Annotated in this window: 7 protein-coding genes, 2 tRNA genes and 3 rRNA genes; 3 read left to right on the forward strand and 9 right to left on the reverse strand. The window is 44.6% G+C overall.

Annotated elements, in window-relative coordinates; all coding sequences use genetic code 11:
- Positions 1-57 precede the first annotated feature (57 nt).
- Positions 58-747, forward strand: a complete 690-nt coding sequence (gene pnuC / locus AC30SF_RS09580; protein WP_489608265.1) for a nicotinamide riboside transporter PnuC — start codon at positions 58-60, stop codon at positions 745-747.
- A gap of 94 nt (positions 748-841) precedes the next feature.
- On the opposite strand, the gene apaH is transcribed toward pnuC, so the two are convergent.
- The 4 genes from apaH to pyrR all read right to left on the reverse strand — a co-directional run bounded on the left by apaH (position 842) and on the right by pyrR (position 4,157).
- Positions 842-1,669, reverse strand: coding sequence for a bis(5'-nucleosyl)-tetraphosphatase (symmetrical) ApaH (gene apaH / locus AC30SF_RS09585; RefSeq protein WP_489608266.1), 828 nt, complete (start codon positions 1,667-1,669; stop codon positions 842-844).
- Between the two features lie 15 nt (positions 1,670-1,684).
- A complete protein-coding gene (gene rsmA, locus AC30SF_RS09590; protein ID WP_489608267.1) occupies positions 1,685-2,548 on the reverse strand; it encodes a 16S rRNA (adenine(1518)-N(6)/adenine(1519)-N(6))-dimethyltransferase RsmA in 864 nt (287 codons plus the stop codon).
- Between the two features lie 78 nt (positions 2,549-2,626).
- Positions 2,627-3,550 (reverse strand): peptidylprolyl isomerase, encoded by a 924-nt coding sequence (locus AC30SF_RS09595; protein ID WP_314117188.1) that lies wholly within the window; start codon positions 3,548-3,550, stop codon positions 2,627-2,629.
- A gap of 70 nt (positions 3,551-3,620) precedes the next feature.
- Entirely contained in the window at positions 3,621-4,157 is a 537-nt protein-coding gene (gene pyrR / locus AC30SF_RS09600) for a bifunctional pyr operon transcriptional regulator/uracil phosphoribosyltransferase PyrR (RefSeq protein ID WP_021615144.1), read from the reverse strand.
- Between the two features lie 230 nt (positions 4,158-4,387).
- On the opposite strand from pyrR, the gene AC30SF_RS09605 reads away from it, so the two are divergent.
- Positions 4,388-5,467: an FAD:protein FMN transferase gene (locus tag AC30SF_RS09605; RefSeq protein WP_489608268.1), complete on the forward strand. Its 1,080-nt coding sequence runs from the start codon at positions 4,388-4,390 to the stop codon at positions 5,465-5,467.
- A gap of 151 nt (positions 5,468-5,618) precedes the next feature.
- On the opposite strand, the gene rrf is transcribed toward AC30SF_RS09605, so the two are convergent.
- The 5 genes from rrf to AC30SF_RS09630 all read right to left on the reverse strand — a co-directional run bounded on the left by rrf (position 5,619) and on the right by AC30SF_RS09630 (position 10,996).
- Positions 5,619-5,734 (reverse strand): 5S ribosomal RNA (gene rrf / locus AC30SF_RS09610).
- A gap of 173 nt (positions 5,735-5,907) precedes the next feature.
- Positions 5,908-8,804, reverse strand: a 23S ribosomal RNA gene (locus tag AC30SF_RS09615).
- A 313-nt stretch (positions 8,805-9,117) separates the two neighbouring features.
- Positions 9,118-9,193, reverse strand: a tRNA-Ala gene (locus tag AC30SF_RS09620).
- A 96-nt stretch (positions 9,194-9,289) separates the two neighbouring features.
- Positions 9,290-9,366: transfer RNA gene (locus AC30SF_RS09625), tRNA-Ile, on the reverse strand.
- A gap of 90 nt (positions 9,367-9,456) precedes the next feature.
- A 16S ribosomal RNA gene (locus tag AC30SF_RS09630) occupies positions 9,457-10,996 on the reverse strand.
- Together the 16S, 23S and 5S rRNA genes with 2 tRNA genes alongside form the textbook arrangement of a ribosomal RNA operon.
- 509 nt (positions 10,997-11,505) lie before the next feature.
- On the opposite strand from AC30SF_RS09630, the gene tal reads away from it, so the two are divergent.
- Positions 11,506-12,459, forward strand: a complete 954-nt coding sequence (gene tal, locus AC30SF_RS09635) for a transaldolase (RefSeq protein WP_489608269.1) — start codon at positions 11,506-11,508, stop codon at positions 12,457-12,459.
- Positions 12,460-12,468: the final 9 nt, after the last annotated feature.

A 12,468-nucleotide genomic window follows, 5' to 3' on the forward strand; every position in this document is an offset into this window, starting at 1 on the left:
ACATTTTGGAAAATGCTACCTAAAATGACCGCACTTTATCCCATTTGTGAGGTCACTATGAAATTACAACCGTGTTTACATCAACTAAAACAAGAACTTTTTTCCGATTGGAAACCTTTTGAAGTGTTTTGGCTATTTCTCTTTATTGCCGCACAAATTGTTGCTTTCGTATTGGATCCGCAATCGCCTTTAGCCATGATTTCCGGTATTGCCGGCGTGATTTGTGTGGTGTTCGTTAGTAAAGGGAAAATCAGTAATTATCTGTTCGGGTTGATTTTTGCCTACACTTACTTCTATGTAGCATGGGGCGAGAATTTCATCGGCGAAATGAATACCGTCTTGTATGTTTATATCCCAGCGCAATTTATCGGTTATTTCATGTGGAAAACCCATATGCAACAAGAAAAGAGCGGTGCAGAAAGCGTTATTGCGAAATCACTGACGCTGCAAGGCTGGCTCATCCTTGCCACCACAGTGATTGTCGGTACGTTATTGTTCGTACAAGCCCTTAATGCGGCAGGCGGCAGCTCCACAGGATTAGACGGTTTGACCACCGTGATTACTATTTCAGCCCAATTATTGATGATTTTACGCTACCGTGAACAATGGCTTTTATGGATTTTGTTAAATATCCTTTCCATTGCCTTATGGGCAGAAACCCCAGCCATGTATTTAATGTATAGTGCCTATTTATTGAACTCGTTATACGGTTATTACAACTGGACAAAATTAATGAAACAAAAATAATCGTCTATGACTTGTAGCATACTAACGATTTATGCATAAAAAAAAATGTCGCAATATACGCTATCTATTGCGATATTTTTTCTTCTGCTTACCACTAAAAATCACTGTAATTTTTGACCGCACTTTGGGTGAAATAATGCTTATCTTCCCAGCGCAACATGGTGAGGCGATTATTCCAAACGCAACCGGTATCGAGGGCATAAATATTCGGTGGCGTAGGTTCATCCACTAAACTTGCCCAATGGCCAAAAACAATATTTTCGGTTTGATACAGCGGATTGTCTAAAGCAAACCAAGGGACAAGGTTCTTCGGTGCTTCCTTGAGTGGCAATTTACATGCAAAATCCAAGCGATGATCCCGATAGCAAAAACGCATGCGAGTAAAGGCATTAATAATGTAACGCAGGCGATCCAGTCCTTTTAAATTTGACGACCAACGATCAGGCTGTTCCGAATACATATTTTCAATGAGATAGCGATAATTGCCATGACGCAGCACATTCTCTACGTCATTAGCACAGGCTTTGGCGGTTGCCAAATCCCAATCGGGCGAAATACCGGCGTGCGTCATGACGAAATTCAGTTGTTCGTGGTGAATCAATAAGGGTTGTTGACGTAGCCAATGAATTAATTCAAAAAAATCGGGGGCGGCAAAAATCGGTACAACACGATCACGAGGTTTGATTTTTTTAATGCCAAGTGCGGTGGAAATTAAATGTAAATCGTGATTGCCCAACACCGTGTAAGCGGCACTTCCCAAGGATTTAACGAAACGCAGACATTCCAGCGATTTATCGCCCCGTGCCACCAAATCACCGGTTAAATAAAGGGTATCTCGTGTTGAATCGAATTTCACTCGATCCAATAACATCTGCAATTCGTCATAACAACCTTGTAGGTCGCCTACTAAATATGTCGCCATTTTTGATCGCTCTTTTTAGTCTTCCGAATCCACCACATCCGCTTTGCTCACCTCTGCCGACGGGTTATCCGCCAACCAGTTCGCTAAACGGGCATAATCCGCAATGCTAAGATTTTCCGCACGTGCGTTTAAATCAATGTTAAGTGCGGTCAGATTTTCAGGTAAAAATAAGCCGGACAAGGCATTACGCAACGTTTTGCGGCGTTGATTAAATGCCTGAGAACAGACGCGATTAAGCCAATATAAATCTTTCACCGGGTGCGGCAGTGTGGCATGCGGGATTAAGCGAACCACGGCAGAATCCACTTTTGGCGCAGGTTTGAAGGCACTTGGCGGCACTTCCAACACCGGCATGACTTGGCAGAAATATTGCGCCATGATGGTCAATCTTCCGTAAGCCTTGCTGTTCGGCGCGGCACATAGGCGTTTCACCACTTCTTTTTGCAACATGAAATGCATGTCTTGAATAATGTGATGATATTTAAACAAATGGAACATTAACGGCGTAGAAATGTTATACGGCAAGTTACCAAACACGCGCAGTTTTTGACCTTTCTCTGCCAAATGCTCCTGTTCATAAAGAGAGGAAAAATCAAACTGCATGGCATCGGTTTCGATGACATTGAGTTTTTGATGTAAAAACGGGTGATGGCGTAAGCGTTCCGCCAAATCACGGTCAAGCTCTAATACGGTCAAATGCTCCACTTGCTCCGCAACAGGTTCGGTCAGCGCCCCCAAACCTGGGCCGATTTCCACTAAAAATTGATTGGGCTGCGGATAAATCGCCGCTACGATATTTTGAATCACATTGTTGTCGTGCAAGAAATTTTGCCCGAACCGTTTACGTGCCGTATGGCCTAAATGCTTTTTGGAATTCATTGAATAAGATCTTATAAAAATAACGAAAAGTGCGGTGTATTATAAAGCAAAATCCCGACCATTGGGTCGGGATGATGATTAATTTAAGTATTTAATGTCGGCGCGTTTACGCAAGGCCTGAACCCAGTCGCGGGCAGAATCTTGTAATTGTTGATTCACAATTTGCTCATAGGCCTTTTGACGATACGCTTCTTCGGTACGATCCCCTTGGCGAGTATTCGTTACCTCTAAAATATGCCAACCAAATTCCGTTTTAAATGGCGCACTGATCTCACCTTTTTTCGCGGTACGAATCGCTTGACTGAATGGACCTACATACGCTTCCGGAAAGGCATAACCTAGGTTTCCGCCGTTAGCGCCAGATAGATAATCTTTAGAATATTTCAGCGCTGCCTCAGCAAATGTCATTTTGCCGGAAACAATATCCGCTCGAATTTGTGTTAATTGCTTTTTCGCTTGCGCATCATTTAATAATGGATTTAGTTTCAATAAAATATGACGGACTTCATATTGTGTTCCCTTCACATTCTCCATTTTTCCCTTCGCTTTTGCTTCTTTTTGCATTTTCTCCGCCAGTTCTTCCACTTGCTCACGCGTTACATCAACGCTTTGGCTAATAGCATGGTTACGAACCTCTGCCATTAACACTTGTTGAGCAATCTGTTGGCGATATGCGTGGTAGTTAATCCCTTGATAATCAAGGGCATCCAATAACTGACCAAACGTTAATCCGTTTTGCGCGGCAATGCCTTCGATAATCTGATCAATTTTCGCTTCATTGACTTTAACACCGGACTCTTTTACCGCTTGATTGACCAACATATCATTAATCACTTTATCAATGGCTGCTTGACGACTGGTTCTCTTATTGAGTATCGGCTTAATTTGACTTTCCAATACCGGCACACCATTAACGGTTGCCACCACTTTTTCTTCGGCTTGCACCTGTGTCGCCATAGCAAAGAAAGCCAGCGCAACAGAAAAAATAGACTTAAAATTCATAGAGTAATATTCCTTAATCAGATTAAATGATGCTGTTTAGAGTATTAATTGGCTTAAAGGTTCACGAAGGTTATTTAGACAATAATGCGACTTCGTAACATTGATCAAACTGTTTTGTACGAACTTGAATATTTTCATTACGGCTGGTAGGGACATTTTTGCCCACATAATCCGCCCGAATAGGCAATTCACGGTGGCCACGATCCACAAAGATGACTAACTCAATCCGAGATGCTCGTCCAAAATCTGTCAGCGCATCCAATGCCGCACGAATAGTACGACCGGTAAAAAGCACGTCATCTACAAGAATAATCTCTTTATTCTGAATATTCATCTGCATTGATGCGCCTTTATAAATTGGAGACATTTCCTCTTCTATCAAGCTAAGATCATCACGATAAAATGTAATATCTAAATCAAACGATGGCACATCCACTTGTGTTAACGCCATAATCTTTTGCCGGATCAATTCGGCAATTTCGGCACCACGGCGTTTAATCCCAACAATCACTAAATTATCCAGCGTTTGGTGCTTCTCAATAATCTCATGAGAAATCCGTGAAATCGTTCTTAAAAACTGATTTTCATCAACAATAATTTTTTCCATAAGTTGTTACATAAAAAGCGTAGTCAAAACGGGCGCTATCTTAACATTTTTCAATAAAGTGCGGGCAAAAAATATCCTCATTTTTAACCGCACTTCATATGCTTTAAGTTTAATGATCAATGATAAGCCTACCTTAATCAGACACCTTCTTGTACAATGCGAAGAATCTTTAACTTTTCATTACGTTGTTTGGCTAAAATGAGCTAAACATCATCAACTCGAGGATTACGATGCAACTTACCCCTATTATGTATGGATTATTCGCCGCAATGACTATCACATTAACAGCTTGCGATAAACCACAAACACCGGTAGAAAACACATCACTATCAACCCCAAAAGCTGAACAAATTGTTGCCCTTGCCGGGAAAACCATGGGAAGTACTTACCATATCAAATACTTAGAAAAAAATAATTTTCCGGCTTCGCCTAAACAAGTCCATGAAGATATTGAAAAAATTCTTGTGGATGTTAATGCTAAAATGTCTACTTATATCAAGACCTCTGAGCTAAGCCAATTTAACCAAAATACACAAACCCAAACACCAATCGAAATCTCTTCTGATTTAGCCAAAGTGATCAAGGAAGCAATTCGGCTTAATAAGCTCACACAAGGGGCTTTAGATGTTACCGTTGGACCGGTTGTCAATCTTTGGGGATTTGGCCCAGAAAAACGCATAGAAAAACAACCCACAGAAGAACAACTTGCAGCACGTCAGGCTTGGGTGGGTATCGACAAGTTAACACTTACTGAAAAGGCCGGAAAATTTTACCTTACTAAAGCCATTCCAGAACTGTACGTTGATCTTTCTTCCATCGCTAAAGGATTTGGTGTTGATCAGGTTGCAGATTATTTGGAAAGTCTTCAGATAGAAAATTATATGGTCGAAATCGGTGGGGAAATCCGTGCCAAAGGACATAACAGTGAAGGTAAGCCATGGCAAATTGCAATTGAGCGGCCAAGTTTCGATGGATCACAAATTGCTCAGCAAATTATTGGTATAAAAGATTTAGCTATGGCAACTTCCGGTAATTATCGTAACTATTTTGAACAAGATGGTATTCGCTTTTCCCATGAAATAGATCCACATACCGGTCGCCCAATTCAACACGCGCTCGCCTCAATAACTGTTTTAGCTCCTAGCTCCATGACCGCAGATGGCCTTTCTACGGGGTTATTTGTTCTTGGAGAAAAAAAAGCCATGGAGATTGCTGAACAAGAAAATTTGGCAATATTTATGATCATTAAAGAAGGTAAAGGCTACCGCACAGAAATGTCGAGTGCATTTAAGACGTTATTAGAACAATAGTAAAAACAAAATCAATCTTGACCTCAACATCATCTTTCTCATCAGAGGATGATGTTGATTGATTCTCTCTCCAAATCATTCTCCATCCCCCACTTCTCCCCGAAAAATCAAAAACCCCCGATGCTTTCACATCAGGGGTTCATACGAATAAACTTGGCGGTGACCTACTCTCACATGGGAATCTCCCACACTACCATCGGCATAACAGCGTTTCACTTCTGAGTTCGGTATGGAATCAGGTGGGTCCACCGCATTATCGCCGCCAAAAATCGGTCGATGATATTCTTCTCTTTCTCTCTTATCTCTTTCTTTTTATTTCTCTGTCTTCTTCAAACTAAAACAAGCTGACTCTCCACTTTCTCTTCTTCGTCTACTCTCTTAACTGTTACCCTCTACTTCACTCCATGCTCCAGGTCTCCCCCAAAACACTTGAGCGTTGTATGGCTAAGCCTCTCGGGCAATTAGTATGCGTTAGCTCAATGTATCACTACACTTACACACCGCACCTATCTACGTCTTAGTCTTAAACAACCCTTACACACTTGATGTGTGGGAGAACTCATCTCTTGGCAAGTTTCGTGCTTAGATGCTTTCAGCACTTATCTCTTCCGCATGTAGCTACCCGGCAATGCGTCTGGCGACACAACCGGAACACCAGTGATGCGTCCACTCCGGTCCTCTCGTACTAGGAGCAGCCCCAATCAATTCTCCAACGCCCACGGCAGATAGGGACCGAACTGTCTCACGACGTTCTAAACCCAGCTCGCGTACCACTTTAAATGGCGAACAGCCATACCCTTGGGACCTACTTCAGCCCCAGGATGTGATGAGCCGACATCGAGGTGCCAAACACCGCCGTCGATATGAACTCTTGGGCGGTATCAGCCTGTTATCCCCGGAGTACCTTTTATCCGTTGAGCGATGGCCCTTCCATGCAGAACCACCGGATCACTATGACCTACTTTCGTACCTGCTCGACTTGTCTGTCTCGCAGTTAAGCTTGCTTATACCATTGCACTAACCTCACGATGTCCGACCGTGATTAGCAAACCTTCGTGCTCCTCCGTTACGCTTTGGGAGGAGACCGCCCCAGTCAAACTACCCACCAGACACTGTCCGAGACCGCGTTTCGCAATCTTCGTTAGAACATCAAACGTTAAAGGGTGGTATTTCAAGGACGACTCCATAATCACTGGCGTGACTACTTCAAAGTCTCCCACCTATCCTACACATCAAAATTCAATGTTCAGTGTCAAGCTATAGTAAAGGTTCACGGGGTCTTTCCGTCTAGCCGCGGGTACACCGCATCTTCACGGCGATTTCAATTTCACTGAGTCTCGGGTGGAGACAGCCTGGCCATCATTATGCCATTCGTGCAGGTCGGAACTTACCCGACAAGGAATTTCGCTACCTTAGGACCGTTATAGTTACGGCCGCCGTTTACTGGGGCTTCGATCAGGAGCTTCTCTTTCAATTACACCATCAATTAACCTTCCAGCACCGGGCAGGCATCACACCCTATACGTCCACTTTCGTGTTTGCAGAGTGCTGTGTTTTTAATAAACAGTTGCAGCCAGCTGGTATCTTCGACCGGTTCAACCTTCAGGGGCAAGCCCTTACAATCTACGCCGGCGCACCTTCTCCCGAAGTTACGGTGCTATTTTGCCTAGTTCCTTCACCCGAGTTCTCTCAAGCGCCTGAGTATTCTCTACCTGACCACCTGTGTCGGTTTTCAGTACGGTTTAGTAAAGCCTTTCGCTTAGTGGCTTTTCCTGGAAGTGTGGTATCAGTTACTTCAGCTCCGTAGAGCCTCGTCATCATCTCTCAGTGTTAAGGAAGTCCGGATTTGCCTAAACTTCCCACCTACCAACTTAAACGTACATATCCAACAGTACGCTAACCTAACCTGCTCCGTCCCCACATCGCAGCTTTACCAAGTACGGGAATATTAACCCGTTTCCCATCGACTACGCTTTTCAGCCTCGCCTTAGGGGCCGACTCACCCTGCCCCGATTAACGTTGGACAGGAACCCTTGGTCTTCCGGCGAACGGGTTTTTCACCCGTTTTATCGTTACTTATGTCAGCATTCGCACTTGTGATACGTCCAGCATGCTTCTCAACACACCTTCATCCGCTTACACAACGCTCCCCTACCCAACAGACTTACGTCTGATGCCGCAGCTTCGGTGCTATATTTGAGCCCCGTTACATCTTCCGCGCAGGCCGACTCGACTAGTGAGCTATTACGCTTTCTTTAAATGATGGCTGCTTCTAAGCCAACATCCTAGCTGTCTAAGCCTTCCCACTTCGTTTCCCACTTAATATAGACTTTGGGACCTTAGCTGGCGGTCTGGGTTGTTTCCCTCTCCACGACGGACGTTAGCACCCGCCGTGTGTCTCCTGAGTATCACTCTTCGGTATTCGTAGTTTGCATCGGGTTGGTAATCCGGGATGGACCCCTAGCCGAAACAGTGCTCTACCCCCAAAGGTGTCCGCTCAAGGCTCTACCTAAATAGATTTCGGGGAGAACCAGCTATCTCCCGGTTTGATTGGCCTTTCACCCCCAGCCACAAGTCATCCGCTAATTTTTCAACATTAGTCGGTTCGGTCCTCCAGTTAGTGTTACCCAACCTTCAACCTGCCCATGGCTAGATCACCGGGTTTCGGGTCTATACCTTGCAACTATTCGCCCAGTTAAGACTCGGTTTCCCTTCGGCTCCCCTATTCGGTTAACCTCGCTACAAAATATAAGTCGCTGACCCATTATACAAAAGGTACGCAGTCACCCTTGCGGGCTCCCACTGCTTGTACGTACAAGGTTTCAGGTTCTATTTCACTCCCCTCACCGGGGTTCTTTTCGCCTTTCCTTCACAGTACTGGTTCACTATCGGTCAATCAGGAGTATTTAGCCTTGGAGGATGGTCCCCCCATCTTCAAACAGGATATCACGTGTCCCGCCCTACTTCTCGTTAGCTTAGTACCACGACCTGGACTTCGAGTACGGGGCTATCACCCTGTGTCGCCAAGCTTCCCAGCTTGTTCCTCTGTCTCTGTCGCTATCACTAACAGGCTCTTTCGCTTTCGCTCGCCGCTACTCACAAAATCTCGGTTGATTTCTTTTCCTCGGGGTACTTAGATGTTTCAGTTCTCCCGGTTCGCCTCACTTACCTATGAATTCAGTAAGTGATAGTAGATTCTTCATCTACTGGGTTTCCCCATTCGGACATCTTGGATTAAACGCCTCTTATCGACTCATCCAAGCTTTTCGCAGATTAGCACGTCCTTCTTCGCCTCTGATTGCCAAGGCATCCACCTTGTACGCTTTGTCACTTAGCCATACAACCTCAAGTATTCTTAGGATGAACAATCTGATGAAGATAAAATGGAATTTAAAGTTAAAATCCACTCTACATCACAGATTGACGCTAAAAACACGTTAGGTTTGTCAGCCGTAACAGTTAATTTATTCAGAATCATTGCCTTTTATCAATAACCCTTACTCAGACTTTCTTGAAAGTCTCGTTTTCAGCTTGTTTCCAGTTTGTTAAAGAACAGTTTATAAAGAAAGTTATCTCTTTATATCATCATAGTTAAGTCAACTTTACCGTTTACTTATGATTTATCGTAATAAACTTAACTATGATGATATTGGTGGAGATAAGCGGGATCGAACCGCTGACCTCCTGCGTGCAAGGCAGGCGCTCTCCCAGCTGAGCTATATCCCCAATCACATCCTTTGGTTTTCACTCATACACAGTATGTTTGATATTTTCGTTGTCAACGTTAATTCACTAACATAATTATCAAATCACCGGTCTAAGTGGTGGGTCTGAGTGGACTTGAACCACCGACCTCACCCTTATCAGGGGTGCGCTCTAACCACCTGAGCTACAGACCCAATAGGATTTATCTTCGATACGTTTATTCTTCTTTTGTTTACAATCATCAGCCAAACTGTGTGGACACTTAAAGTCAATTCTATCTTTGGTAAGGAGGTGATCCAACCGCAGGTTCCCCTACGGTTACCTTGTTACGACTTCACCCCAGTCATGAATCATACCGTGGTAAACGCCCTCCCGAAGGTTAAGCTATCTACTTCTGGTACAACCCACTCCCATGGTGTGACGGGCGGTGTGTACAAGGCCCGGGAACGTATTCACCGCGACATTCTGATTCGCGATTACTAGCGATTCCGACTTCATGGAGTCGAGTTGCAGACTCCAATCCGGACTTAGACGTACTTTCTGAGATTCACTCCACCTCGCGGCTTCGTCACCCTCTGTATACGCCATTGTAGCACGTGTGTAGCCCTACTCGTAAGGGCCATGATGACTTGACGTCATCCCCACCTTCCTCCGGTTTATCACCGGCAGTCTCCTTTGAGTTCCCGACCTAATCGCTGGCAACAAAGGATAAGGGTTGCGCTCGTTGCGGGACTTAACCCAACATTTCACAACACGAGCTGACGACAGCCATGCAGCACCTGTCTCATGGTTCCCGAAGGCACTCCCGTATCTCTACAGGATTCCATGGATGTCAAGAGTAGGTAAGGTTCTTCGCGTTGCATCGAATTAAACCACATGCTCCACCGCTTGTGCGGGCCCCCGTCAATTCATTTGAGTTTTAACCTTGCGGCCGTACTCCCCAGGCGGTCGATTTATCACGTTAGCTACGGGCACCAAGCTTAAAGCCCAATCCCCAAATCGACAGCGTTTACAGCGTGGACTACCAGGGTATCTAATCCTGTTTGCTCCCCACGCTTTCGCACATGAGCGTCAGTACATTCCCAAGGGGCTGCCTTCGCCTTCGGTATTCCTCCACATCTCTACGCATTTCACCGCTACACGTGGAATTCTACCCCTCCCTAAAGTACTCTAGCTACCCAGTCTGAAATGCAATTCCCAGGTTAAGCCCGGGGATTTCACACCTCACTTAAATAGCCGCCTGCGTGCCCTTTACGCCCAGTTATTCCGATTAACGCTCGCACCCTCCGTATTACCGCGGCTGCTGGCACGGAGTTAGCCGGTGCTTCTTCTGTGATTAACGTCAATTTGTTGCGCTATTAACACAACAACCTTCCTCGTCACCGAAAGAACTTTACAACCCGAAGGCCTTCTTCATTCACGCGGCATGGCTGCGTCAGGGTTGCCCCCATTGCGCAATATTCCCCACTGCTGCCTCCCGTAGGAGTCCGGGCCGTGTCTCAGTCCCGGTGTGGCTGGTCATCCTCTCAGACCAGCTAGAGATCGTCGGCTTGGTAGGCCTTTACCCCACCAACTACCTAATCCCACTTGGGCTCATCTCATGGCATGCGGCCTCGCGGTCCCGCACTTTCATCTCTCGATTCTACGCGGTATTAGCGACAGTTTCCCGTCGTTATCCCCCTCCATAAGCCAGATTCCCAAGCATTACTCACCCGTCCGCCACTCGTCAGCAAGAAAGCAAGCTTTCTCCTGTTACCGTTCGACTTGCATGTGTTAAGCCTGCCGCCAGCGTTCAATCTGAGCCATGATCAAACTCTTCAATTCAAAAAGTTTAATCGCTCAATACTGCTGACTTAATTAATCATCTATAATAAATAAACGAATCTTCGTAGCACTATTCAGTTCAATTTTAAAATCTTTAATGATAAAACGAATCTTCAAGTGCCCACACAGTTTGTCTGATTGATTGTTAAAGAACAAAAAACGACGCGCTGCTTAATGCTTTACAACGGCGCGTCGTTGTGGTGGCGTATTATAGGCATTTTTTATCACCACGCAACCCCTTTTTAGCTTTTTTTTCATTTTTTGTTTTGATTGAAGATAATTTAATCAAATTAACAACATTCTTTACTTCAGCGATCCTTAGTATCCAACCTGTTCTTAAAGACGAAACCTATTGATTTCATTATTATGAACACGCTTTTTAAGAGTTGCTTTCTATAACAAGTGCGGTTATATTTTTTAACGATTTCTGCTATGAATAAAACATAGCTCTCTTAACGATTCAACTCGTTTCCCATCCTCCAATTAAAGGAATACATAAGGAATACATTATGACTAACCAGTTAGATTCTCTTCGCGAACTTACCGTTGTTGTTGCCGATACCGGTGACATTGATGCCATTCGTCAATATAAACCTGAAGATGCTACAACGAATCCATCTTTGATTCTGAGTGCGGCAGCGTTACCTCAGTATGCAGCGTTGATTGATGAAGCGATTGCTTATGGTAAACAACAAAGTCAGGATAAAGCACAGCAACTTGTTGATGCGGAAGATAAATTGGCGGTCAACATTGGTTTGGAAATCTTAAAATTAGTGCCGGGCCGCGTTTCTACGGAAGTGGATGCGCGTCTTTCTTATGACACCGAGGCGACTGTCGCGAAAGCCAGAAAATTGATTGCGTTGTATGAAGCCTCAGGCATTAATAAAAATCGTATTTTGATTAAAATCGCCTCTACATGGCAAGGTATCCGTGCTGCGGAAATCTTAGAGAAAGAAGGCATCAACTGTAACCTGACGTTGTTGTTTTCCGAGGCGCAAGCACGCGCTTGTGCAGAAGCCGGTGTTTATTTGATCTCGCCATTTGTAGGCCGTATTTTAGATTGGTATAAAGCCAACACAGATAAAAAAGAATATGCGCCGGCAGAAGATCCGGGCGTGATTTCTGTTACCAAAATTTACAATTACTACAAACAATATGGCTATAAAACCGTGGTGATGGGCGCAAGTTTCCGTAACGTGGGCGAAATCATTGAATTAGCCGGTTGCGACCGTTTAACCATTGCTCCGCCACTATTAAAAACCCTACATGAAACACCAAATGCGGTAGTGAGAAAACTGGGTTTCCAAGGCGAAGTACAGGCCAAACCACAACCATTAACCGAAGCGGAATTCTATTGGCAGCATAACAGCGATGCCATGGCCGTGGAAAAACTGGCCGAGGGTATTCGTAAATTTGCCGTTGACCAAGGCAAATTAGAAGAGATGTTACTGTCTAAATGGTAATGGTTTATT

The sequence above is a fragment of the Aggregatibacter valvarum genome, assembly GCF_980468985.1.

Bases quoted from the DNA above. Each gene is read 5' to 3' on its own strand.
- pnuC (WP_489608265.1), top strand. From the start codon at position 58: ATGAAATTACAACCGTGTTTACATCAACTAAAACAAGAACTTTTTTCC.
- apaH (WP_489608266.1), bottom strand. From the start codon at position 1,669: ATGGCGACATATTTAGTAGGCGACCTACAAGGTTGTTATGACGAATTG.
- rsmA (WP_489608267.1), bottom strand. From the start codon at position 2,548: ATGAATTCCAAAAAGCATTTAGGCCATACGGCACGTAAACGGTTCGGG.
- AC30SF_RS09595 (WP_314117188.1), bottom strand. From the start codon at position 3,550: ATGAATTTTAAGTCTATTTTTTCTGTTGCGCTGGCTTTCTTTGCTATG.
- pyrR (WP_021615144.1), bottom strand. From the start codon at position 4,157: ATGGAAAAAATTATTGTTGATGAAAATCAGTTTTTAAGAACGATTTCA.
- AC30SF_RS09605 (WP_489608268.1), top strand. From the start codon at position 4,388: ATGCAACTTACCCCTATTATGTATGGATTATTCGCCGCAATGACTATC.
- tal (WP_489608269.1), top strand. From the start codon at position 11,506: ATGACTAACCAGTTAGATTCTCTTCGCGAACTTACCGTTGTTGTTGCC.